Source organism: Arsenophonus apicola (assembly GCF_020268605.1).
Lineage (GTDB): Bacteria > Pseudomonadota > Gammaproteobacteria > Enterobacterales > Enterobacteriaceae > Arsenophonus > Arsenophonus apicola.
Genome location: NZ_CP084222.1, coordinates 1990953 through 2015252, shown reverse-complemented (window position 1 = coordinate 2015252; position 24300 = coordinate 1990953). Strand labels below are relative to the sequence as shown.

18 protein-coding genes and 1 pseudogene are annotated in these 24300 nt (G+C 39.5%); 12 read left to right on the top strand and 7 right to left on the bottom strand.

What is annotated here, in order from left to right:
- Window positions 1–131: 131 nt before the first annotated feature.
- Window positions 132–443, top strand: coding sequence for a flagellar hook-basal body complex protein FliE (gene fliE / locus LDL57_RS09590; RefSeq protein ID WP_180560847.1), 312 nt, complete (start codon window positions 132–134; stop codon window positions 441–443).
- 796 nt (window positions 444–1239) lie between these two features.
- Here the strand turns inward: fliE and fliT are convergent.
- The 3 genes from fliT to fliD are packed head-to-tail and all read right to left on the bottom strand — an operon-like array spanning window position 1240 to window position 3385.
- Window positions 1240–1575: a flagellar protein FliT gene (gene fliT, locus LDL57_RS09585; RefSeq protein WP_180560846.1), complete on the bottom strand. Its 336-nt coding sequence runs from the start codon at window positions 1573–1575 to the stop codon at window positions 1240–1242.
- Window positions 1565–1972 carry a flagellar export chaperone FliS gene (gene fliS, locus LDL57_RS09580; protein WP_180560845.1) on the bottom strand — a complete coding sequence of 136 codons (408 nt, stop codon included), beginning with the start codon at window positions 1970–1972 and terminating at the stop codon, window positions 1565–1567. The genes fliT and fliS overlap by 11 nt, the downstream gene beginning before the upstream one ends.
- A 3-nt stretch (window positions 1973–1975) precedes the next feature.
- Window positions 1976–3385, bottom strand: a complete 1410-nt coding sequence (fliD, locus tag LDL57_RS09575) for a flagellar filament capping protein FliD (protein WP_225505504.1) — start codon at window positions 3383–3385, stop codon at window positions 1976–1978.
- A 177-nt stretch (window positions 3386–3562) separates the two neighbouring features.
- On the opposite strand from fliD, the gene LDL57_RS09570 reads away from it, so the two are divergent.
- The 5 genes from LDL57_RS09570 to fliZ all read left to right on the top strand — a co-directional run bounded on the left by LDL57_RS09570 (window position 3563) and on the right by fliZ (window position 8940).
- Window positions 3563–4771 (top strand): FliC/FljB family flagellin, encoded by a 1209-nt coding sequence (locus LDL57_RS09570; protein ID WP_180560843.1) that lies wholly within the window; start codon window positions 3563–3565, stop codon window positions 4769–4771.
- Window positions 4772–4952: 181 nt separating this feature from the next.
- A complete protein-coding gene (locus LDL57_RS09565) occupies window positions 4953–6146 on the top strand; it encodes a FliC/FljB family flagellin (protein ID WP_180560842.1) in 1194 nt (397 codons plus the stop codon).
- Window positions 6147–6279: 133 nt separating this feature from the next.
- Window positions 6280–7500, top strand: coding sequence for a flagellin N-terminal helical domain-containing protein (locus tag LDL57_RS09560; RefSeq protein ID WP_180560841.1), 1221 nt, complete (start codon window positions 6280–6282; stop codon window positions 7498–7500).
- Between the two features lie 154 nt (window positions 7501–7654).
- Window positions 7655–8377: an RNA polymerase sigma factor FliA gene (locus LDL57_RS09555; RefSeq protein ID WP_180560840.1), complete on the top strand. Its 723-nt coding sequence runs from the start codon at window positions 7655–7657 to the stop codon at window positions 8375–8377.
- Window positions 8378–8424: 47 nt separating this feature from the next.
- Window positions 8425–8940 carry a flagella biosynthesis regulatory protein FliZ gene (gene fliZ / locus LDL57_RS09550; RefSeq protein WP_180560839.1) on the top strand — a complete coding sequence of 172 codons (516 nt, stop codon included), beginning with the start codon at window positions 8425–8427 and terminating at the stop codon, window positions 8938–8940.
- 92 nt (window positions 8941–9032) lie between these two features.
- Here fliZ and putA read toward each other — a convergent pair.
- Window positions 9033–12917: pseudogene (gene putA / locus LDL57_RS09545) on the bottom strand (trifunctional transcriptional regulator/proline dehydrogenase/L-glutamate gamma-semialdehyde dehydrogenase); the annotation flags it as partial.
- A gap of 572 nt (window positions 12918–13489) precedes the next feature.
- On the opposite strand from putA, the gene putP reads away from it, so the two are divergent.
- Window positions 13490–14977 carry a sodium/proline symporter PutP gene (gene putP / locus LDL57_RS09540; RefSeq protein WP_180560838.1) on the top strand — a complete coding sequence of 496 codons (1488 nt, stop codon included), beginning with the start codon at window positions 13490–13492 and terminating at the stop codon, window positions 14975–14977.
- Window positions 14978–15179: 202 nt separating this feature from the next.
- Here putP and cycA read toward each other — a convergent pair whose 3' ends face one another.
- Window positions 15180–16577 (bottom strand): D-serine/D-alanine/glycine transporter, encoded by a 1398-nt coding sequence (cycA, locus tag LDL57_RS09535; RefSeq protein ID WP_180560837.1) that lies wholly within the window; start codon window positions 16575–16577, stop codon window positions 15180–15182.
- A gap of 481 nt (window positions 16578–17058) precedes the next feature.
- Here cycA and modA point away from each other — a divergent pair, with 481 nt between their 5' ends.
- Genes modA through modC form a run of 3 tightly spaced genes read left to right on the top strand, consistent with a single transcriptional unit; the run spans window position 17059 to window position 19600 of the window.
- Window positions 17059–17832, top strand: coding sequence for a molybdate ABC transporter substrate-binding protein (gene modA, locus LDL57_RS09530; RefSeq protein WP_180561002.1), 774 nt, complete (start codon window positions 17059–17061; stop codon window positions 17830–17832).
- A gap of 17 nt (window positions 17833–17849) precedes the next feature.
- Window positions 17850–18542, top strand: a complete 693-nt coding sequence (modB, locus tag LDL57_RS09525) for a molybdate ABC transporter permease subunit (protein ID WP_180561001.1) — start codon at window positions 17850–17852, stop codon at window positions 18540–18542.
- Window positions 18536–19600, top strand: a complete 1065-nt coding sequence (gene modC, locus LDL57_RS09520) for a molybdenum ABC transporter ATP-binding protein ModC (RefSeq protein WP_180560836.1) — start codon at window positions 18536–18538, stop codon at window positions 19598–19600. The genes modB and modC overlap by 7 nt, the downstream gene beginning before the upstream one ends.
- A 67-nt stretch (window positions 19601–19667) precedes the next feature.
- Here the strand turns inward: modC and LDL57_RS09515 are convergent, their stop codons facing one another.
- Window positions 19668–20486 (bottom strand): pyridoxal phosphatase, encoded by an 819-nt coding sequence (locus LDL57_RS09515; RefSeq protein ID WP_225505502.1) that lies wholly within the window; start codon window positions 20484–20486, stop codon window positions 19668–19670.
- 823 nt (window positions 20487–21309) lie between these two features.
- On the opposite strand from LDL57_RS09515, the gene LDL57_RS09510 reads away from it, so the two are divergent.
- The gene (locus tag LDL57_RS09510; protein ID WP_180560834.1) at window positions 21310–21909 is read left to right on the top strand and encodes a lytic polysaccharide monooxygenase; all 600 of its coding nucleotides are present in this window, start codon (window positions 21310–21312) and stop codon (window positions 21907–21909) included.
- 206 nt (window positions 21910–22115) lie between these two features.
- Here LDL57_RS09510 and LDL57_RS09505 read toward each other — a convergent pair whose 3' ends face one another.
- Window positions 22116–22682: a 3'-5' exonuclease gene (locus LDL57_RS09505; RefSeq protein ID WP_180560833.1), complete on the bottom strand. Its 567-nt coding sequence runs from the start codon at window positions 22680–22682 to the stop codon at window positions 22116–22118.
- Window positions 22683–23302: 620 nt separating this feature from the next.
- Between LDL57_RS09505 and pgl the strand changes: the two genes are divergently transcribed.
- Window positions 23303–24295 (top strand): 6-phosphogluconolactonase, encoded by a 993-nt coding sequence (gene pgl / locus LDL57_RS09500; RefSeq protein WP_180560832.1) that lies wholly within the window; start codon window positions 23303–23305, stop codon window positions 24293–24295.
- The last annotated feature ends 5 nt before the right edge of the window (window positions 24296–24300 follow it).

Genomic DNA, 24300 nt, shown 5'->3' with positions numbered 1-24300 from the left:
GTTCGGCGCTAATTGTCGGTTTTGATTTATTTGACTTGTGGTAGGGTTATTTTCCGCTCAGTGCCAAAAGATGAGTTAATACGATGGCACAGATTAGAGAAAGGTATTGGAAAAAATAGGTAGAGGTTTTTATGTCAATTCCAGCCATTCAATCTGTTATCGCGAAAATGACAACAGACATGGTTAGTCAAAATAATATACTGTTAACAGCGACACCGCAATCCGGTTTTGCCAGTCATTTGTTAACTGCGGTGAGTAAAATTAATCAGACCAGGGTGAGTGCGAGTCAGAAAGCACAAGCATTAACCTTGGAAAAACCAGGGGTTGAGCTTAATGATGTGATGGTTGATTTACAAAAGGCCAGTTTATCACTTCAGTTTGGTATTCAGGTGAGAAACAAGCTAGTGGGTGCCTATCAGGAAATCATGAATATGCCAGTTTAAATGAGCTTTTAGTGTAATTAAGCCATGGACAAGTGGCTATCTTGGTTATTATTTGCCGGTAATAAATTTGGTTATGGTAAATAATATCCACTAACTGATAAAAGATAGCCATAATTATCATTGCTAGCGTTTTCGCTGGCAATGTCGGTTATTGATGAAATTATGTTTACTAATAATCTTAAACCTACCTCTTTCAATAATAAATATCGTTATAGTAATCTAGATAACAAAATTAACTAATAATTTTTTATTGTAAGCTATTAAATTTAAAAGTGATTATATGAATATTGGTTTTTGCGGGAAAAAAAACTGATTGAACTTGCAAATCGTGTTGCGTATTTTCTTTTATTAAAATATGACAGACAAAATAAATTAAATAATTATTAATAAAATAAGCAATACTGATAGTTTTAAACTAACAGGCAACTCAAATAATAGTTTAAAAACTGTAATGATATTTTAAATCATCTTTAGCAAAACGGAGCAATAAAATAACTTATTATTCAGGAGAATAAATTATAGCAACAAGCAAAGGAGATTTTTGGAACAGGAAGCAGGGTATAAAGACTTAGGTATTTGCCAAATTTCTAATTCAAAAAGCATGCTGATTTATTATTTCCCCGCAGTAATTTCTGTGTCATTTAACTACCCTGGTATTATGTTTTGGCCGCTTAAGCGGTCTTTTTTAATTGCTTGAACAATATAAAATAGCCTCTGACTAAGTCAATAAAGCACAATTGAGCTTGGTAATTATTAAATAAATAATCAGATTAACAGCAAAAATGGACTAAATTAATTATTCCGTTTCACTGTAACGGAATTGAAGCTGCTGCTGTTGCGCGGTCTGTTTAATTAACACCGCCAGCTCATTCATGCGGCTTTCCATCAATTGGCGGATGGCATTTTCATTGGTTAATATCGTTTGTAATAGTTCAGTCAATTGATGGCATAGCGGCTCAGGTAGATCAGCAATTGAACCTATTGCAGTGACTTGATCAACCGCTTGTTGATAACTATTTTCGCTAATTAATAATTGTTCCCATTGTGCTTGCTGTGCCAGCGATAACATTTGCTGACTAATGGTCAGCAAATGTTGATAAGCACTCAGGAAGGTATGTTGCTCATTGTACATTAGATTTTCTTGCCGGATCATTAAGTTGGTCCCAGGTATCAGCTGAGTCAGTCAATAATTTAATCACATGCTGAATTCTATCAACATTATTATGCAGACTGGCATACAGCAATTCGCGGATCATATAGTCATATAATAGGGTCATATTTTCGCCAATTTCACCGCCTTTTTCCCGATCAATACCGCCATTGAGTCCTTCACCAATAATGGCAATCGCTTTGGAGATAGCGTTGTTTTTTTGTTGAATATTGTTTTGTTCAATAAAAATGACCGCCCGCTTTAAGGCGCTAAGCGCCTCTTTATATAAGATTTGCACCAGTTGATAAGGTGAAGCATTTAAAATTTGGCTTTCAATATCCACTTGCGCATACAAAGTTTCGACAGTTGAGCTATTCATAATTTATTTTGTTAATAGGGCCATTAAGGAGTTACTGCTCTGTTTCATATTGCTGATAGCTTGATCCATCGCGATAAATTTTTTCTGATAACGTTTAAGTGTGGCGGCAATGGTGGTTTGAACACTTTCCATTTTTGTCGCTAACATTTTTTTCTGGTGATTGAGTGATTCAGTGCTTAAATGTAGTGGCCCTTCCAGTTTATCCAGGGTCTTTTTTAAATAATTAAAGGTTTCAGTGGCAAAACCGCTTTTATCGCCAGCACCCATAAAGAACTGTTTAACTTTGGCTGGGCTATCTTTTAGCGCTTCATCCAATTTTTTATCATCAATGGTTATTTTTCCTTCATGATTAAAACCAATACCAAAATGGTTCAAATGATTCATATCGGGCATATCTTGCACATTTAGCGTCAAATTTTTCACTTGGGAAAAGATCATTGCTGATGAGCTGTCGTTTAATAAAATACCGTTGTTAGCCGAAGGTGCTTCACCCGGTTTAGTCGGGATATATTTGGTTTGGCTTTTATAAAAGCTATGTAAACTATTAAAGGCATCAACCCAGCTTTTAATCGCTTTTTTAGTCGGCTCGATATCTTTAGTAATATTGACAGTTTCTGCTATCAGCGCGTTGTTATTGCTGGTATCTTTTTCAGCCGTCTTAATCAATTTAAAGGTCACGCCTTCTGGTGCATCTTTAATCTCATTGGTTTGCCGTTCAATATCAATGCCATTAATTTTTACTTTGGCATTTTGTGCGCTAACGGTTTCAATCATACTATTACTGTTAAAAATAGCATCCAGTGTGCTATCGCCTTGCACCTCAATAGCCATTTTTGCTTCAGTACCGGTTTTCTTTGAAGTCAGGACTAATTGATGCTCACCATCTTTGATTTTTACCAGGCTGGCAGTGACATTACCATCAGTTTTATTGATCGCATCACGGATTTCCAGCAGTGATGTTTGTTCATCGCTCAGTTTAATTTCCAGTGGTTGCTTTTCGCTGTTTTGCTTAATAACTAATATCCGCTCTCGGCCACTGGTAACATTACCGCCCAGTTTTTTCTTAACATCATCAATAGTGTTGGTCTTTAAGGATTGTGCCTGGGCTAATTGTTCAACAATCACCTCATAATTACCGGCTGCTGCCTTCTCATCGGTGGTGACAGCCACGGTTTTATGGTCTTTATTGACAGCAGTGGTTGTGATTTTGTCAAACTTCATCAATGTTTCTGAAGCTTGCTGTAATTTATCTAGTTCAGCACGCAATGCACCATAGGCGCTGATCTGTTTATCGTATTTCTGCTGCTTTTGTTTTAAAGGATTCAGTTTTTGATTCTCAGAGCTTTCTAATTTATCCAGCCATTCGCCAATTGGCATGCCAGATCCTGCACCTAATACTGTCATATTTGACATGATCTTTTCCTCTTCATGTGAGCAAGGTTATCCCTGTTATCGGCACTCACTAAAAAAAGCTGAGTCAATAGACAAAATAAATTTATTGGCTCAAATAATTAAAGAATTAACACCCAGCGACGATAACCAAACCAGCCAAGCGTTTTGGCATTATGAAAAATTAACAAGGAAATTATTATGGCTTTGGTTATTAATACCAATATGTCTGCGCTAAATGCACAGAAAGCACTGAATAAAACACAAGACACCTTAGGTACCACTATTCAACGTCTATCAACTGGCCTACGTATTAACAGCGCTAAAGATGACGCGGCGGGTATGTCAATTGCTAATGGCATGACTTCTAACATTATGGGTATGACGCAAGCTGCGCGTAACGCCAATGATGGTATCTCGCTCGCACAAACCACTGAAGGGGCGTTAGCGCAAGTTAATGATAACCTGCAAGCGATTCGTCGTTTAGCCGTCCAGGCTAGTAACGGCACTAACTCAGCCAGCGATATTGCTACACTGCAAAATGAAGTTAAACAGCGTTTAGACGAAATCAACCGTATCTCTGAGCAGACTGATTTTAACGGCACTAAAGTATTAAGTTCCAATGCAATGAAAACCATCCAAATCGGTGCCAATTACGGTGAAACGATAGAGATCGCATTAGAGAAAATTACTTCTGGTGAGTTAAAAATCGAAGAAGTGAATTTAAATATTTTTGCTAAGTCTTATGCTGATTATGCTACTGCAGATGCATCAACAACTGATATTTCTGCAACGGCTAACGATCCAATTTATGCAGCGGCAGCGAATAAATTAGTTGATGCGGATATTAAAATTGTTGCTGGTGGAGCAGGGCAAAGTGGTATTGCAGTAGGCGCAATCGGCGCTAATAAACTACATCAAAAAATTGATGCCGCTACCGGTAAAGCTATTGATGGTCAATTTGTGATCAAGAAAGATGGTTCTGGTGAAGTTTATGATGTGAATTTGACATTTAAAGTCACTGGTACGGGTAATAATACTAAACAAGAAGTTGAAGTTACTGTTCGTGATGAAGTTAAAGATGCACAAGATGGTGCTGTTGATACTAAAGTGGCTCGTGCTGGTATGTTAAGTGACGATAAAGTTCTTAGCAGCCTGGATGATGCTTTGACTAGCGTTTCTGCCCTACGTAGTTCATTAGGTGCGATGCAAAACCGCTTTGAAGCAGCGGTAGAGAACCTGAACAACACTATCAACAATCTATCTTCTGCGCGTAGCCGTATTCAGGATGCTGACTTTGCTGACGAAGTTTCTCGTTTAAGCAACGGTCAGATCCTGCAACAGGCGGGCACTACGGTATTGGCGATGGCTAACCAGTCTACTCAGTCAGTACTCTCTTTGCTGCGTTAATGTCAGCGATAAACTAATTAGTCAATTTATTATTTTACTTTGCCGGCCTAGTGCCGGCTTTTTTGTCGCTATTAGTAGCGAAAATATAGCAAATGGTGCTCAAGTTTAGCGTGGATGGGCCGATAAAGATAATCAGCCAGGCAAACTGGCGATCAATAAAAACTGAAATAAAGGAACAATTATGGCTCTGGTTATTAATACCAATATGTCTGCGCTAAATGCACAGAAAGCACTAAATAAAACCCAAGACACCTTAGGTACCACTATTCAACGTCTATCAACTGGCCTACGCATTAATAGCGCTAAAGATGACGCGGCGGGTATGTCAATTGCTAATGGCATGACTTCTAACATTATGGGTATGACACAAGCTGCGCGTAATGCCAATGATGGTATCTCGCTCGCACAAACCACTGAAGGGGCGTTAGCGCAAGTTAATGATAACCTGCAAGCGATCCGTCGTTTAGCGGTACAGGCTAGTAACGGCACTAACTCTGCCAGCGATATTGCTACACTGCAAAATGAAGTCAAACAGCGTTTAGACGAAATCAACCGTATCTCTGAGCAGACTGATTTTAACGGCACTAAAGTATTAAGTGCCAATGCGATGAAAACTATCCAAATCGGTGCCAATTACGGTGAAACGATTGAGATCGCATTAGAGAAAATTACTTCTGGTGAGTTAAAAATTGAAGAAGTGAATTTAAATATTTTTGCTAAGTCTTATGCTGATTATGCTACTGCAGCAACTTCATCGGCAGATATTGGTAAGGATGCAAACCTTTCATTCCCAGCGTCAGCAACTAAAGCTTTGATTGATGATAATGTTAAAATTGGTGGTACTACAAAACTAACTGGTACGCAGAAATTACATCAAAAAATTGATGCCGCTACTGGTAAAGCGGTTGATGGCCAATATGTGTTAGTGGATACAACAACGGCTAATGCAACTAAAGTTCATGAAGTGACATTAACAACTAAAGCGGTTGGTACTAATGGTGAGGATAAAGCGGTAGATGTAACTCTCGGTAAAGAGATCACTGCCGATGCAGTTGCCGGTGCTGTCGATACTAAAGTGGCTCGTGCTGGTATGTTAAGTGACGATAAAGTCCTTAGCAGCCTGGATGATGCTTTGACTAGCGTTTCTGCCCTACGTAGTTCATTAGGTGCGATGCAAAACCGCTTTGAAGCAGCGGTAGAGAACCTGAATAACACTATCAACAATCTATCTTCTGCGCGCAGCCGTATTCAGGATGCTGACTTTGCTGACGAAGTTTCTCGTTTGAGCAACGGTCAGATCCTGCAACAAGCGGGCACTACGGTATTGGCGATGGCTAATCAGTCTACTCAGTCAGTACTTTCTCTACTACGTTAATTGCTTTATTTAACCACTATTCTGGTGGTTTTTTTACTGGCCGGCTTTGCCGGCCAAAGTTATAAAATAGCGATGGATATTAGCTACAGCAATATTAATTATCATTATTATTATCTGAATGAATAAAAACAGTATGGCATTTGTCACCAATATCAATCATGCAGCGCGCTTTGCTAAACGAGCACTGAATAATCAGCAACAGAGCCTGACAACCACTATCCAGCGTTTAGCGACTGGACTGCGCATTAACAGTGCTAAAGATGATGCCGCTGGGTTATCGATTGCTAATGGTATCAGCAGCAATATTGTTAGTTTATCACAAGCGGCACGTAACACGCATGATGGCATCTCCTTGCTGCAAACCACCGAAGGGGGGTTAAGTCAGATGAGCGATAACCTACATGCCATTCGGCGCTTGGCAGTGCAAGCATTAAATGATACTAACTCTGATCAGGATATCAAAACTTTACAACAGGAAGTCGATCAGCGGTTAGCTGAAATTGATCGTATTGCTGAGCAAACCAATTTTAATGGCATTAAGGTATTCGCCAGACAGGCCAAAACCTTGTTGCAGGTTGGCGCCAATTATGGCGATACGATCGAAATCGGTGGCCAAGTAATAAGTACTAAGGCGTTAGCAATAGACGATTTGGATTTAACTAATCGCTCCAATAGTACTAGCCAACCAACTAATCCGCTGAATCCAATACCCGGCACGCAAGCTTATTCTGATTATCATATTAACCCCGCTTCACTAAGTGATATTAATCGGGATTTATTGGCGGCAGGTCATATCACGCAGCCTTTGGCTGTAACCGATATAAAAATTCGTGGCACTAATGTGTCGAATTTAAGCAGAAATGCAGTTTTTGGTCGAGACTTTAATTTACATCAAAAAATAGATAATACCACCGGCCAACTAATTGCCTCTGAATATATGCTAATAACGGCAAATGGTGATCGTTATGATATGACAACCTCATTTAATTCCACATCAATGCATATTTGGCTGAGTGGTCATGTGACTAGTGGCATACCAGGATTACCAGGCGTTCTGTTGCAACCAACGCCAGCGACTAATGACAATATCTTAACCCGCATCGATAAGGCCTTAGCCCAAATCAATAGTTATCGCAGTTCTCTTGGTGCAACGGAAAATCGGCTGGCAGCCACCATTGATAATTTAGCCAATACCACTAACCACTTACAGGCTGCCCGTAGCCGTATTCAGGATGCTGATTTTGCCTACGAGGTGGCCAATTTAACTAAAACCCAGCTTTTACAACAGATGGGTTCCTCGGTCTTAAAGTTGGCCAATCAATCAGCGCAAGAGGTACTAACCTTATTACGCTAACCTTTTTTTAATTATAGATTTGCCACTTTAGCAATTTATGCGGTTAAAAATCGTCGCTAAGTAAAAAACGGCCATTTTTTATCGCTATTTTCGCCATTATCTTAAATTTAATTTCGGATAATAAGCGCCAGTTGATAACTGACAGGTGCTTACGGTGAATGATCTCTATACCCAGGATGGGGTGATTGAAAAAGATGTGCTATGGGAGCGTTATATTCCCTTAGTACGCCATGAGGCATTAAAATTGCAAGTGAGATTACCCGCTAGCGTGGAACTAGATGATTTAGTTCAGGCGGGTGGTATAGGTTTGCTGGATGCATTAGAGCGGTTTGATGCCAGCCAAGGCACCGCTTTTACCACCTATGCGGTACAACGCGTGCGTGGTGCAATGTTAGATGAGTTACGCGCTCGCGATTGGGTGCCTCGTAGTGTGCGTCGTCAGGCGCGAGAAGCGACCAAAGTTATGCAGCAGCTTGAGCAAGCGTTAGGCCGGCCAGCGACCGAACAGGAGATCGCTGATAAGTTGCACATTGGTCTGCTGGAGTATCAACAGCTACTGCAGGATACCAATAATAGTCAGTTATGCTCGTATGATGAGTGGCATGAAGTGCATGGTGAAAGCTGCGAACCAATTATTGAGGTTGACGACGAGCGAAATCCGCTGCAAACTTTAATAGCAACTGATATTCGCAAAAATATTATAAAGGCGATAGAATGTTTGCCTGAAAGGGAAAAAATGGTTTTGACGCTCTATTATCAAGAAGATCTGAACCTGAAAGAAATAGGCGCCGTGTTGAATGTGGGGGAATCCCGCGTCAGCCAGCTACATAGCCAGGCGATAAAACGGCTACGAGCGCGCTTAAATTCAGATAAATAATATTTTTTATTTTTTTGTTTACGATTTACACACAGGGCTTATCTAATATGTCTGTTTCTAACCAAAAGAAGCGGCCGCTGAGCCGTTATATTAAAGACTATAAACATAGTCAAATTCATTGCGCGCACTGTAACAAAACCCTTGATCGGATTTCATTAGTATTTAATGATCAAATTCTGAATAAAGAAGCAATTTCAGCCATGAACGAGCTGGTTGATGGTCAGGCATGGGCAGAATTACAGCATAAATTTACTGCGTTATGTCGTTTTTGTAGTGAGATATATTGTAATAGTGATACCGGCTATTTTGATATTATGTCCTTTAAACAGTATTTATTTAAAGAGACAGAGATGAGCCATAGCACGGTGCGTGAATATGTGGTGCGCTTGCGTCGCCTGGATGAGTTGTTAAGTGAAGCGCAATTTCCTGTCAATGAAGTGGTGATTGAAAAAATTCAAGCGCAGATGCAGGATAAAATGACTGAGTCGGCCTTTAGTAATTACAACATTGCGTTGCGTAAATATGAGCAGTTTCTTAACTGGCAGGCTAACCATTTGGCCTAATACGGCGATGAATCGCAACTGAATGCTTTCATAGTGATTAGATAAATAAGGCCTTAGCGAATCGCTAAGGCCTTATTGTTTGAAGGAAAAAATTATTCAAGCGTCATTAAACTGGCATTGCCGCCGGCTGCTGCGGTATTGATACTGACGACGCGCTCATGGACTAAACGCTCAAGTAATAACTGACTGTCACCGGGTCGGTATCCTTGTACGGAAATAATTGGCCCATCACGCTCAGCCACGAGGCTACAAATGGTTTGTAACTGCTGGCAATCGCCATGAAAAATAACCGCATCAAATTGGCAGTCAACATGTTGCCAGTTATCCGTCAGGGTGATCACTTGATTGACCAATTCAGGCAAAGTCGCATGCAGTTGCTGTTGCATAGCATCATTGGGCCATAAGACTTGACATCCCATGGCTAACACCGCTGCCAGTTGCAGCAGGGCGTCTGATTGGCTTTCAGCCAAACACAGGATCCGCCCGCGCGGCACTAGACTATAACTATTATACTCGCCAGTTGGGCCAGCTAATTGATAGTTAATCCCGCTATGGGGTAATTGTTGATAGTGGAGAATAACGCTATTTAGTAATTGATTATGCTGTTTTTTCGCCCAATCAGCGAAGGCATCAAATGGCGTTAATTGAGCTAATGGGGGTTGGCCACTGGTTAATGGAGAGGGATTATCTGGCTGCTTGAACACTTTCTCAATAACGCTATCTGGCCGCTGGCTGAGCAATCGATAGAGATAGAGTGGGCCACCGGCTTTTGGCCCGGTACCGGATAACCCTTCACCGCCAAAGGGTTGTACACCAACCACGGCACCGACCATATTGCGGTTAACATAAATATTACCTACTTTTGCCGTCTGGCTAACATAAGCAATGGTTTCATCAATGCGGGTATGCAGGCCTAAAGTTAAACCATAACCTGAGTCATTAATTTGTTTGATCAGCCGTGTTAATTGATGCCGTTTAAAGCGCAAAACATGCAGTACGGGGCCAAAAATTTCCTTTTTTAGTTCGTCAAAATGGTCGATTTCAATTAAGGTGGGGCGGACAAAAGTGCCTTGTTGCCATTGATTATCATCCGCTTGGCTAGGTTGTTCAACCTGATAAATCCTTTTACCCGCTTGTCGCATTTTTTCAATATGCTGCTCAATATTCTGTTGTGCCTCGCGATCAATGACCGGGCCAATGTCCGTCTCTAGCAGAGTCGGATCACCGATCCGGTATTCGGCCATCGCACCGGTTAACATAGCCAGCGTGCGTTCAGCGATTTCTTCTTGCAGGCAAAGAATACGTAAGGCGGAGCAGCGTTGGCCGGCACTATCGAAGGCTGAGATGATAACATCATGGACAACTTGTTCAGTGAGAGCCGATGAATCAACGATCATGGCATTTAAACCACCGGTTTCGGCAATCAGTGGAATGGGCTGTTGCTGAGCATTGAGTCGATTGGCAAGATTGCGCTGGATCAGTTTGGCCACACAGGTTGAACCGGTAAATAACACCCCCGCCGTCCGTTGGTCACTAATCAATTTTGTGCCCACTTGCTCGCCTTGGCCAGGCAGCAACTGGAGCACATCACGTGGTATACCTGCTTGATGCAATAATTCGACGCCCAGCATCGCGATAATGGGTGTTTGTTCTGCCGGTTTGGCCAGTACGCAATTACCGCTAGCTAAAGCCGCAGCAATTTGACCGCTAAAAATAGCCAGCGGAAAATTCCATGGACTAATGCAAACCACCACACCCAGTGGAGAATAAGTTTCATTATTGAAATTTTCACTGATCTGCAAAGCGTAGTAACGCAGAAAATCAATGGCTTCGCGCACTTCAGCAATGGCATTACTATAGGTTTTGCCCGCTTCACGGATCAATACGCCAATTAAACGGGAAAATTGCTGCTCCATTAGGCTAGCTGCTTGTTGCAAAATGGCCGCTCGTTGTTCAACTGGTAGTGTCGCCCAGCTAGTGGCAGCGTTAGTGGCCACTTCCAGTGCATGCTCTAGATCGCTCATAGTCGCTTCATGAACATAGCCGACAATATCGCTATGATTGGCTGGATTAGTGATCGGTAGCCGAGCTGAAATTTCATACTGTGAATGATGTTTGCCGCCGAGTAAAGGTTTAACCTGATAACAGCGTGGAGTGGCTAGTAAGGTCTGCGACAGGGCCGCTAGGTGATGCTCATTGGTTAGATCAATACCAATCGCATTGAGGCGCTTTTAGCCATAAAGTGCGCGAGGCAGCGGGATTTGTGGGTGAGGTAAACCCAATTGGCCTTCTGTTTCAGCCGCTGATAGCACCTCTTGCACTGGATCGGCTAGCAGTTTATCTAATGGGATCTGATGATTGGCAATCCGATTAACAAAAGAAGTATTAGCGCCATTTTCCAGTAAGCGACGCACCAAATAAGCGAGTAAGGTTTCATGACTACCAACTGGTGCATAGATGCGGCAAGGACGATTAAGTTTACCCTCGGCGATTGAACCGACAACTTGTTGATAGAGAGATTCGCCCATGCCATGTAAACATTGAAATTCATATTGACCCGGATAATAATTTTCGCCAGCCAGATAATAAATACTGGATAAGGTATGGGCATTATGGGTAGCAAATTGCGGATAAATTAAATTAGGCACTGACAGCAGTTTTCTGGCACAAGCCAGATAGCTGACATCAGTATAAATTTTTTTGTTATAGACCGGGTAACCTTCAAGACCATCTATTTGCGCGCGTTTAATTTCACTATCCCAATAAGCGCCTTTTACCAAACGGATCATCAAACGGTGCTGACTGCGTTGCGCTAAATCGATAATTTCGTCGATAACATATGGGCAGCGCTTCTGATAGGCCTGAATAACAAAGCCAATGCCATTCCAGCCAGCCAGTTGTGGCTCGAAACACAGTTTTTTCAGTAAGTCGAGGGAAATTTCCAGCCTATCAGCTTCCTCAGCATCAATATTAATGCCGATATCATAATGGCGTGCTTGTAAAGTTAATGTTAATAAACGAGGATAGAGTTCATCCATCACACGTTGATATTGCGCTCGACAATAGCGCGGATGGAGCGCTGATAGTTTAATGGAAATACCGGCACTGGCATAAATACTTTTGCCGCTGGAAGCCTTACCAATCGCATCGATCGCTTGTTGATAAGCAGCCATATAGGTTTTAGCATCTTCAGCGGTTAGGGCGGCTTCGCCTAACATATCATAAGAGTAGCTAAAACCTTTATTTTCCATTTTTTGGGCATTACTCAGTGCTTGTGTGATGGTTTCACCAGTGACAAATTGTTCACCCATTAGCCGCATTCCCATATTTACAGCTTGACGAATAATGGGTTCACCACTTTTACTAATGATACGGTTAAGGGCGCTGGCAAGTTTAGTTTCATTATGACTGGTAACTAATTTACCGGTAAATAGCAAACCCCAGGTAGCGGCATTAACAAATAATGACGAACTTTGTCCAATATGTGACTGCCAGTCACCCCGACTAATTTTGTCGCGGATCAAGCTATCACGGGTAGCTTTATCTGGGATCCGCAGCAGTGCTTCGGCCAGACACATAAGCGCAATTCCTTCTTGCGAGGAGAGGGCAAATTGTTGTAATAGGCTCTGGACTAAACTTGAGCGGCCAAGACTATTTTTTTGTTCGCGTAGATTTTTAGCTAGCTGATAGGCTAGTTGATATACCGCCTCGCTTTCTGCTAGCTGGGCTTGTTTTAGCAATAGCGGTAATAACTGTGTTTCAGGTAATCGATAAGCTGCAGTAATTGCCGAGCGTTTGGCTGATTGCGGTAAAATATGCGCGGCAAAATTTAAAAAAAGGGGATGATCGGTTTTAGAGCATATCGAGGGTTCGCGGGATGAGTTTGCTTTTTCATTAACTTTGGTTGCCGGGAATTGAACCATAGTTTCCTCATTATCAAAGTGTCTAAGATAATTAAATGTTGCCTGTTCTGTTAACTAATCGATGTCAGATCCAGGCGTTATAAAGTTTATTTCGCTACTTCTCTGATTACTTTATCAACAATAAGAATGACTGCAATGATTGCGCAATTCATTCTTGTTCTTTTGATGATTGTTAGAAGTCGGTAATTTAACAATATCCTTTATGTTTTAATTTGGTGCAATATTGTTAACTGATGAAAGTGTTAGAAATGTGAAATAAATCTATTTTTGTATTAATTAAAATAGATTTTATTATAAGTATTGTTATATCTTTCTGAAACATAAATAAATAAAAAAAGATCAAAGTAAATAATAAAATAATTATTTTATTAAAATATAATCAAACAAATTAACATTTGTGGGTTATTCACTGTGTTTTGCAATATAACGATTAAATTGTCGTTGTTTTGTGTTTCATCAATTGTGTTGCGTACCTTTTTACGCAAAATTAAATTTCAAGATAAACAGGAAAATAAAAAGTCAGTTTATTTGTTAAAGATTGGTTTTATTTAGGTTAAAGCAAATTGATAACAATATGCCTGCATACTGACTAAAACTAAAAAGAGAAAAACAATGGAGAGGGACAGATGATATTAAGCTATCCAATGATAATTATGTTTGTGGTTTATATTTTTGTTATGTTGCTAATTGGTTTTTGCGCATATCGTTCAACAACCAGCTTTGATGATTACATTTTAGGCGGACGTCGTTTAGGTGGGGTAGTAACGGCGCTGTCTGCTGGCGCATCAGATATGAGTGGTTGGTTATTAATGGGCTTACCCGGTGCAATTTTTCTAAGTGGCATAGCGGAAAGTTGGATTGCTATTGGTTTATCATTAGGCGCTTATTTAAATTGGCGATTAGTTGCTGGACGATTACGTATTCAAACGGAAAATAATCATAATTCGCTGACATTGCCAGACTATTTTACCAGCCGTTTTGAAGATAAAAGCAAAATGTTACGTATCGTTTCAGCTTTTGTGATCCTAATTTTTTTTACTATCTATTGTGCTTCCGGTGTCGTTGCCGGTGGACTACTTTTTGAAAATACTTTTGGTATTAGCTATCAACAAGCCATGTGGTTAGGTGCATTAGCTACGATTATATATACTTTTTTGGGTGGCTTTTTAGCGGTTAGTTGGACGGATACGGTACAAGCTACTTTAATGATTTTTGCCTTGTTATTAACCCCGCTAATGGTGATTTTTGCTGTCGGTGGTTCGGACAGCGCGCTAACAGTAATTAACAATAAAGATCCGGCTTACCTAGATATGTTTAAAGAATTAAATTTTGTCGCCATTATTTCCTTACTAGGATGGGGCTTAGGCTATTTTGGTCAACCACATATATTGGCGCGTTTTATGGCAGCCGATTCAGCGCAGACCATCACGCGGGCACGACGTATTAGTATGACTTGGATGATACTCTGTTTAGCGGGCACGATTGCCGTGGGTTTTTTTGGTATTGCTTATTTTGATCTGCATCCTGCCGTTGCCGGAGCGGTTATAGCTAATCCGGAACGGATATTTATGGAATTAGCCACTATTTTATTTAATCCTTGGTTGGCGGGAATATTGCTATCGGCCATTTTGGCGGCCGTGATGAGTACCTTAAGTTGTCAATTATTAGTTTGTGCTAGTGCATTGACTGAAGATCTCTATAAGCCCTTTATCAGACCGAATGCTCGCCAACGAGAGTTAGTGTGGGTTGGTCGTGCGATGGTGTTAGTTGTGGCGGCTATAGCAATTTTTATTGCTCGTGATCCCAATAATAAAGTGTTGGTTTTGGTTAGCAACGCCTGGGCGGGTTTTGGTGCGGCCTTTGGCCCGGTGATCTTAATTTCTGTGTTGTGGCAACGCATGAATCGCTACGGTGCCTTGGCGGGTATGCTGGTCGGCGCTTTGACGGTGTTAATCTGGATGCAATATAAGTGGTTTGTTTTGTATGAAATTATTCCCGGTTTTATTTTTGCTTCACTCGCCATTGTGATCGTTAGCCTATTAACTACTGCGCCTAGTCAAAGTGCAGTGAAACGTTTTGTTAAAGCGGAGGCCGAGTATAAGGCTAGCCAATAACTAGCCGGCGACTGCTGATTTATTAGTTGGTATCCGATGGTTTAATCTAGGATTTATGCACTATTAGCTTTAGTCAATTATTTTTTATTAACTAAATCCACCCAAATTATTTAGCGGCTCGGGTGTAGTGGCGTTTTAACCTACATAAGTCTTACCAATTAATTTGAATAATGGTGGTTTTATTAAAACCACCATTATTCATTTAATTAGCTGCAGATTTACCTTTTTTAGCAATTTGATAACCAATAAACAACATAACAAACCAAACCGGTACTGCCAACAGCGCCTGGCGAGTATCTGGTTCGAAGGTCAGCAATATTAAAACAAAAACAAAAAATAACAGACAGACCCAAGACATAAAGATCCCGGCTGGCATTTTATAAATCGAAGTTTGATGTCGATCAGGCTGTTTTTTGCGATAAGCCAAATAAGCGCACAGGATCATACTCCAGATAAACATAAAAAGAATGGCTGCAACGGTAGTAATAAGGACAAAAACGCGCATAACATCGGGAATAAAATAGATCAATACCACCGCCAAACTGAGACAGCAGCAGGTAAAATATAATCCCTTAACCGGTACCGATTTGTTCGATAATTGACTAAATTGCCTGGGGGCATTTGCTTCCTTGGCTAGGCCAAATAACATACGGCTGGTGGAAAAGACGCCACTATTAGTAGAGGAAGCGGCTGAAGTTAGCACCACAAAGTTGACAATACTCGCGGCGGCCGGCACCCCAATTAGAACAAAAAGCTCGACGAATGGGCTTTTATCGGCAGCAATCTCACGCCAGGGCGTGACCGACATAATAATCACTAAAGAAAGAACATAAAAGGCGATGAATCTAAATGGAATGGCATTAATCGCTTTTGGCAACACACGATTTGGATCCCGCGTTTCAGCCGCGGTGGCGCCAACAATTTCAATACCCACAAAAGAGAAGATCGCTAATTGGAAACCGGCAAAAAAACCGTTAATACCCATTGGAAAGATGCCATCATTCCAGAGGTGGCTAAAGGAGGCAATATGTCCGCTAGGCGTTGTGAAGCCGATGATGACTAATACTAAGCCAATCAGAATAAGAAAAATAATGGCAATAATTTTGATAATAGCAAACCAAAATTCTGTTTCACCAAATAAGGACACTGAGACTAAATTAAGTGTTAATAACATCAGTATGCAAAGTAACGAGGTCAGCCAGGGCGGAAAATCAGGTGCCCAATAGCCAATATAGGCAGTAATAGCAACAATTTCTGCAATAGCGGTGATCACCCAACAAAACCAATAAGTCCAGCCAACGAAAAAGCCGGCCCATGGTCCTAATAGTTCAGCACAAAAATCACTAAAGGATTTATATTTTAAATTCGAAAGCAGTAATTCCCCCATGGCGCGCATCACGAAAAACAAGACAAACCCAATAATTAAATAAATAATTATAAGGGATGGGCCAGCTAAAGAAATGGCTTTGCCTGAGCCCATAAATAATCCGGTTCCTATGGCACCACCAATAGCGATCAATTGAATGTGGCGATTTTGTAAACCTCGCTTGAGTTGTCCTTGATCTATGTTTACTGTCGATGATAATGGTTTGTCATTCATAGATTGTCCAATGTTGTTTTATTTTATTCAGGGAGGGTTAACTGATTACCATTTTTAAAGATATCATTATTTAACTTAAGGTGACACAATTATAGCAACAATAGCTGGTAATATTTGATTTAATTAAATGGTTATCAAATTATTGATGGTGAATATTTTATATTTAATCATAAAGATATTTTGTATAAATAATTTTATTTTAATGATAAGAAAAATAACCGATCTTTTATCAACTAATTCCACTAATTGAAAATCGAATATGATTTTTTCATTAACTATCAATATGATATAATTATTTTTATTTTGTCGTTAATTATCTTTTAACAAAAGATGTTTAGCAATTGTTATTCCATTCATTTATTCTATTTAGCACTATTTTTAACTAACGAAAACAATCTAATTTTATCGATATCATACGACTTTCTTTATTCGTTATATCCTGATATATATAACGATAAAAATAATGAAAAAGGGATTAATGATGAAAAAATATATTGCTAAGTTAGTGACAGCAGTAGCACTTTTTTGTTTGGTCAGTGGATCAAATTGGGCAGCGGAAAATAAAATCACTGTTTTTGCTGCCGCGTCGTTAACCAATGCATTAAATGATATCGTAACGCAATATGAAAAAGATCATAACATTAAAATTATTGCTTCTTATGCTTCATCTTCAACGTTAGCCAGACAAATTGAACAGGGAGCTCCTGCGGATATTTTTATTTCCGCCGATCAGCAGTGGATGGATTATGTGCAACAGAAACAACTTATTGTTAATGCCAGTCGCTATACTTTGTTAGGCAATAATTTAGTCCTTATCGCGCCAATAAATTCAAAATTAAAACAGGTCACGATTAATAAAAATACCGATTGGCGCCAACTTGCCAATGGTGAACGAATTGCTGTGGGTGACCCTGATCATGTGCCAGTTGGTATCTATGCTAAACAGGCACTAATGGCTTTAGGCGCCTGGAAAACTGTCAATACTCTGTTAGCCAGAACCAATAATGTCCGTAGTGGCATGGCATTAGTTGAGCTGAATGAAGCACCGCTAGGCATTGTGTATGGCTCTGATGCTGGAGTGAGTCAAAAGGTGAAAGTGGTAGGCATATTCCCAACTACCAGTTATAAAAAGATCGAATATCCAATGGCGATCGTCAAAAATCAGCAAACTAATAAGGTTAACGATTTTTTTGCTTATTTGAAAACACCTGCAGCGGCGGCAATATTTACGCATTATGGTTTTAATCCATTATAGGAAATTAATTTTTGCATATGTTAAGTGAATATGAGTGGCAAGCTATTATTCTGAGCTCAAAAGTATCGGGTGTTGCCGTATTGGTGAGTTTACCTTTTGGCATATTAATGGCCTGGATTTTGGTGCGTTGCCGTTTTCCCGGCAGAACATTACTTGATAGTCTGATCCATTTACCTTTAGTATTACCACCGGTAGTGGTAGGGTATCTACTTTTGCTATCATTTGGTCGCCATGGGGTAATCGGTGCATGGCTATATCATTGGTTTGGATTTAGTTTTACCTTTAGTTGGCGAGGTGCGGCTTTAGCCTCTACCATTATCGCTTTTCCATTGATGGTTAGAGCAATAAGATTAGCATTAGAAGGCGTTGACCGCCGTCTTGAACAAGCAGCTCGAACATTGGGAGCTAATCCATGGCGGGTTTTTTTTACCATTACGCTACCATTAATTTTACCAGGAATTATTGTTGGTATGGTTTTGGCTTTTGCTCGTTCATTAGGTGAATTTGGCGCCACGATTACATTCGTGTCTAATATTCCAGGTGAAACAAGAACCATTCCATTAGCTATGTATACACTGATTGAGACCCCAGGCGCGGAAATAGCCGCTGCTCGCTTATGTATTATTGCTATCATTTTAGCCTTGCTATCGTTACTCCTGTCTGAATGGTTAACCCGTTGTGGCAGAAAACGTTTGGAGGCAATATGTTAGCGTTGCGGCTGCAACAGCAGCTAGGCGATTTGTCTGTCAATGTTGATACCATACTTTCAACTCAAGGGATCACCGCCATTTTTGGTGTTTCCGGTGTTGGTAAAACCTCCTTGATCAACTTGATCGGCGGGCTTAGTAAACCCGATAAAGGACAAATTATTTTTAATGATCGTGTTTTAGTTGATACGGATAAAGGTCTGTTTGTACCGGCACAAATGCGTAAAATGGGCTACGTTTTTCAAGATGCGCGCCTTTTTCCACATTATAGCGTTAAAGGTAATCTGCAATACGGTATGGCCAAAGCAATGAAATCACACTTTGATGATATTGTTCAGTTGCTTGGAATTGAAAAATTATTGCCGCGCTTGCCAGTTATGTTGTCAGGTGGTGAAAAACAACGCGTCGCAATTGGCCGCGCCTTATTAACCGCACCTGAATTACTATTAATGGATGAACCGTTAGCTTCGTTAGATTTACCACGTAAAAGAGAGTTACTTCCCTATTTAGAAAAGTTATCGCAAGATATCCAAATTCCTATTCTCTATGTTAGTCATAATCTGGATGAAATAGTCCGGCTGGCTGATAATGTAATTGTTATGTCAGCGGGTAAAATTGAAGCTGTCGCGCCGTTAGCCGATATTTGGTCAAGTAGTGTTTTACGCCCTTGGTTACAAGCTGATGCATTAAGTAGTATTTTAAACGTTAAGGTAATAGAGCATCATAGCCATTATGCTATGACGTCGGTGGCTCTATCGGATCAAGTGTTGTGGCTTCCCCAGTTGCAATTTCAATCAGGAGCAGCGGTTCGCATTCGTATTGATGCGGCAGATGTCTCTTTAACATTAAATAAACCAACGCAAACGACTATTCGTAATATATTAAGAGCAAAAGTTGTGGAGTGTATTGATGGATCAGAGCAAGTGGATGTCAAATTAGCAATAGATAGCCACTTTATTTGGGCAAGGATCACGCGCTGGGCAAAAGAGGAACTAGAAATAAAGCCGGATAAATGGGTTTATGCCCAAGTTAAGAGTCTGTCGCTAACTCGTCGGCTTTAAATCTATTGATTAAGCAATGCTTGTTAACAAAGGTTGTTGGGCAGTAGCACAAATAGCTTTACAGCCTTTATAGCACATATTTTTGTATCACTTCAGCAATTCCAGGGGCGGTATTTTGCTCGGTAATTATATCGGCATATTTTTTCACTTCATCACAACTATTACCCATTGCCACGCCGAGACCAGCGGCAGTTAGCATGCTGACATCGTTGAAATTATCACCAAAAGCAATGACTTCTTTCATCGTTAAGCCTTGTGATTCGACCCAACGTTGTAAACGCACACCTTTACTGTTACCTTTTTTAGCAATATCAACTTGATCAAACCATGACCATTCACAAGCCAGCTCCAGTTCCTGCTGAATAGTTTGGCTAAAAACGCGTAATTTGTCGATATCTGGCGTACAAGTGGCAAATTTCCAAATAGCGTTGACCTGTTGGATTGCCGTGTTGAAATTATCAATTTTATGGATATTGGGGCGTTGATTTTCAGGTAAGGAATTTGCCCACTTCAAAGTGCGTTTAATAGCATCATTATGTTGTTGATATAGCATGGCATCATCCACATACATCAAGTGGTTGATATCAGTACCTTGTAAATGCGCAACCACTTTAGTCGCTTCTTCAGCCGATAACGGATCCGATTCCAGTACTTTTTTAGCCTGATAGTCGTAGAGATAAGTCCCATTACAACAAATTGCCGGGGTGTCTAAGTCTAGTGCTTGATAAAATGGGTGAATAGCAACATGATGGCGACCGGTAGCAATAATAACTTTGATCCCTTGACGACGAGCTTGGTTTATAGCGGCTAAGGATTGTGGCAAGATCTGCTTGTTAGGATCTAATAGGGTACCATCAAGATCTAATGCGATGACGCGATATGACATAAATCAGCCTCATAAAACAGATTAAATAGTGATTTAGTATTTAATCTGTACAGTAATTTTAAACAGTATAATTTAGTGAATTATTTATCCTAATTATTCAAACCGATAAATTTTTTCAGTACTAATCATATCGGATAATAGCCGTTAACTAAACCCATAAAAAAAATAATTAGCCCAATAGATAATAAAATAACAACATAATTAAATAGCAATAATCAGTAAAATTTTAGCCTGGCAGGTTATTAACCAGTTGTTTTATGATTAATAAGATTTAAATCAATATATTAGATTAGCATAAGTTAATTAAATGTCTTTTTGTTGATTTAATGTAAATAATTATTAATTTTAAAGCGATATTTATTACCATTTTTAACAATAAGTGCTGCTGTTAAAATAGCATCTTTTAATATTGCTCTTTAAATTTATTATGCTAAATATTGTTAATTTTTAGCTGCTATTTTCGTTAGATTATGTATTGGTCCTAACATTGTCATGTTTTATCGCCAGCGATTATTTGTAAATTGCAGCGTTCATTATTGTTAACTATAACGCTCAAATAATTTAGATAATATGAGCTGCAATTATATTTCTAATTTATTCAATATTTTATTTTTTATTAGTTGGTCACTGTTTTTCATAGAAAGTCTAATATATTAATTTTTTATTTTATTTATATTTAAATGAAATTTTTTTTAAGTAAAAAATAGATTAATTAAATTGATATTTGATTTTTATCTGCATAATAATTAACTCTGCTGTAAGTGATGTTATATAAAAATATTCTCAATTGATAAAAATAGAAACTATTTAAGGGATGTATTAAATGAAAAGTAAATTATTGTTAGCGCCATTGGCACTAATCTGTGCTGCTAATGTAGCCGCTGCCAATGTCAAACCGGAACCGCAGCATGGTTTTATTTTTGAACCCAAAAGCCGAGCAGTGTTATGTTGGATACATGAAAATAGCAACTGTGGTGCTGTTGAATATGATCCTATGTCGATTGAAGGGCCAAAAGGTTTTCCACAAAGCGGCCCTCGTGATGGTAAGATAGCCAGCGGTGATAACTCATCATTTTATAAACTCAACGAACAGAGCGTTGATCGTTGGAAGAAAGTACCACTGAATTCTGGTAAAAACACCTTTCGTTGGTCGTTAACTCAGCCACATAAAACGCAAAAATGGGAGTTTTTTATTACTAAACAGGATTGGAATCCTAACGCACCACTAACTCGTGCTTCTTTTGATTTAAAACCATTTTGCGAGCGTTTTGACGGTGGTGCAACGCCTGATGAGTACCAGATTTATTTTGATTGCAATGTTCCACAACGGACGGGTTATCAAATCATTTTAGGTGTTTGGTCAATTGCTGATACTGCAAATGCTTTTTATCAAGTTGTTGATGTGGATATGAAAGCTAAATAATATTAATAACAATTTTTCAGCTAGTAAATTAACCAACATTACAAATTTAAATTAGATTAGTAGACATTCATATTAAGCTATTTTTGTTGTTATTAAATGCTAGCTATTTCTACTTAGCTAGCTTTTATTCAATAGTTATCAGTAATAGCAAGTTTATTACCAACTAATAATTGTCATTGTTAATTTTCATTAACTGGAATATTCCGTCATTCCTCATGTTGGATAATTTTTTGCCAAATATTGGCAACATGATGCACTTGGTAAAGCGCACAATTGAGTGCATTATCTCGCGCTTGATCAATTGACAGATCATTTTGTACATTTATGCCCAGATTAATCCCCATATCGATAATAGTGTGTACATCACGATCATTGCCGACATGCCAAAAAGGGGTCAATTGTGATCTCTCATAAGCGCCTCTTAAAACAAAATTAGCGCCTTTCCCCCAGACTTTCAAACAATCCATCCGTTCTTGGGCATTTTCTCGCGCCCAAAAATGTAATTCACGCAGAACATTATCAATAAGTGGTAAACTTTTTTTGGCAATTGTTGCGCGAGCTTCATTGGATTGGCATAACCACCATTTTATAGTTTCGCCATTGACGGTACCACCGGCAGACATTGATGAAGAGAGATCGACAGCTTGATAAAAGGCAGCGCCCGTTTCACCTGTCGCTGGATTAAAAAAAACCGCACCGATTGCTACAATGGCAGCACAACTGCCCATGCCCATGGTTTCTAACTCAACCATTAAATTTTCGCGGGGTTTCATTATTATTCCTTAATTTTCTATTAACACTTTGCCGTGTTAATCTACTCGTCCTGATAGTTACGGTTTATAATTTTTAAATTTAGCTCACGACTTGTTGATTTTATTTATTACTAACAATAATTATATGAAATTGGAAAAAAATCGATACAGACAACGGGATCAAATCAAAGTTAGCTTATATGTTGCTTATATTAAAAAATAATGTGAAATTTATATTAAATTTCCAACCTCCTCGGTAGTGATCAATTTTATTGCCTTTTTAGCAAAACATCTTTATTAACAGAAATAAAATTTTATATATTTATATAATATTATTTTTTTACTTTTTAACAACAGTTTTTTATAGGGTTTAATTTATTTTTTTATTATCTGAATACTAAATTTACTTGAATAAGACTATATTCAACGGCGATTGACGGTTGGCTAATTATTGTCGCGAAATATAACCTTTAATTACATAGTGATAATTTATAAAAATAAAACCACTCCATATACTGACATCAGTCAACTGAACAATAAATTTTTTTATTACCTACTATGCTGTTTTGGTAATTATCTGCTATCAAATCGGATATGATAACGGAGGCTATTTTGTCAGATAATTTGTGAGGAGTTAATCAATGAAACAGGTAGTGTATGTTGCCAGTCCAGAAAGTAAGCAAATTCATGTTTGGATCCTAGATGAAAAAGGGAAACTGACATTATTGCAACAGCTGACATTACCCGGTGAAGTACAACCGATGCAGATTAGTCCTGATGGTCGACATCTTTATGTTGGTATTCGGCCGGATTTTGCCATTATTACTTACCTTATTTCGGCCGAAGGCAAACTCAGCCAACAGGCCATTACCGCTATTCCTGCCACACCAACCCACATTGAAATTGACAAGCTCGGTCGTTGGTTATTTATTCCCTCCTATCATCAAGGTAATTTAATGGTGTTGCCCATTGATCAACAGGGGAGCGCGCAGCCAGTGATTCAAGTTGTTGGCGATTTAAAACATCCCCATGCGTCGGGAGTAAGTTTTGATAATGCACGCTTGTTTGTCCCTTGTTTAGGTGAAGATCATATTCGCATTTATACAATTGCTAACAATGGCCATTTAACCGAACAGGTTGCTGGTCGGATTGCAACTAACCAAGGTGCAGGGCCCCGTCATTTAGCTTTTGCACCCAACCAGAACGCTTTTTATTGTTTAAATGAGTTAGATGCCACCATTAATGTTCATTCAGCATTTGCGCCTTTTCAGCAAAAGCAAAATTGTGACATTTTGCCGGCTGGTTCGAAATGTAAACCTTGGGCCGCGGATATCCATATTACGCCAGATGGCCGCCATCTTTATGCAAGTGAACGTTCTGCCAGTATTATTCGTCACTTTCAGGTGACAGCAGACGGGTTAACATTATCGCCAATGGCGGTTTATGCCACGGAAAGTCAACCGCGTGGCTTTAATATTGATCAAACGGGTCATTTTTTGCTAGCTGTGGGCCAGAAGTCGGATCACATTGCTGTTTATAAAATAGATGGAGTGACCGGTGGGCTACAAGCATTAGAACGTTATCCGGTGGGTAAAGGGCCGATGTGGATCACGACCCATTTAATAAAAAACTAAATTAT

Bases quoted from the DNA above. Each gene is read 5' to 3' on its own strand.
- modA (WP_180561002.1), top strand. From the start codon at position 17,059: ATGAAAAAATATATTGCTAAGTTAGTGACAGCAGTAGCACTTTTTTGT.
- LDL57_RS09510 (WP_180560834.1), top strand. From the start codon at position 21,310: ATGAAAAGTAAATTATTGTTAGCGCCATTGGCACTAATCTGTGCTGCT.
- LDL57_RS09515 (WP_225505502.1), bottom strand. From the start codon at position 20,486: ATGTCATATCGCGTCATCGCATTAGATCTTGATGGTACCCTATTAGAT.
- modB (WP_180561001.1), top strand. From the start codon at position 17,850: ATGTTAAGTGAATATGAGTGGCAAGCTATTATTCTGAGCTCAAAAGTA.
- fliE (WP_180560847.1), top strand. From the start codon at position 132: ATGTCAATTCCAGCCATTCAATCTGTTATCGCGAAAATGACAACAGAC.
- pgl (WP_180560832.1), top strand. From the start codon at position 23,303: ATGAAACAGGTAGTGTATGTTGCCAGTCCAGAAAGTAAGCAAATTCAT.
- fliT (WP_180560846.1), bottom strand. From the start codon at position 1,575: ATGTACAATGAGCAACATACCTTCCTGAGTGCTTATCAACATTTGCTG.
- modC (WP_180560836.1), top strand. From the start codon at position 18,536: ATGTTAGCGTTGCGGCTGCAACAGCAGCTAGGCGATTTGTCTGTCAAT.
- LDL57_RS09560 (WP_180560841.1), top strand. From the start codon at position 6,280: ATGGCATTTGTCACCAATATCAATCATGCAGCGCGCTTTGCTAAACGA.
- fliD (WP_225505504.1), bottom strand. From the start codon at position 3,385: ATGTCAAATATGACAGTATTAGGTGCAGGATCTGGCATGCCAATTGGC.
- fliZ (WP_180560839.1), top strand. From the start codon at position 8,425: ATGTCTGTTTCTAACCAAAAGAAGCGGCCGCTGAGCCGTTATATTAAA.
- LDL57_RS09570 (WP_180560843.1), top strand. From the start codon at position 3,563: ATGGCTTTGGTTATTAATACCAATATGTCTGCGCTAAATGCACAGAAA.
- LDL57_RS09565 (WP_180560842.1), top strand. From the start codon at position 4,953: ATGGCTCTGGTTATTAATACCAATATGTCTGCGCTAAATGCACAGAAA.
- cycA (WP_180560837.1), bottom strand. From the start codon at position 16,577: ATGAATGACAAACCATTATCATCGACAGTAAACATAGATCAAGGACAA.
- fliS (WP_180560845.1), bottom strand. From the start codon at position 1,972: ATGAATAGCTCAACTGTCGAAACTTTGTATGCGCAAGTGGATATTGAA.
- LDL57_RS09505 (WP_180560833.1), bottom strand. From the start codon at position 22,682: ATGAAACCCCGCGAAAATTTAATGGTTGAGTTAGAAACCATGGGCATG.
- putP (WP_180560838.1), top strand. From the start codon at position 13,490: ATGATATTAAGCTATCCAATGATAATTATGTTTGTGGTTTATATTTTT.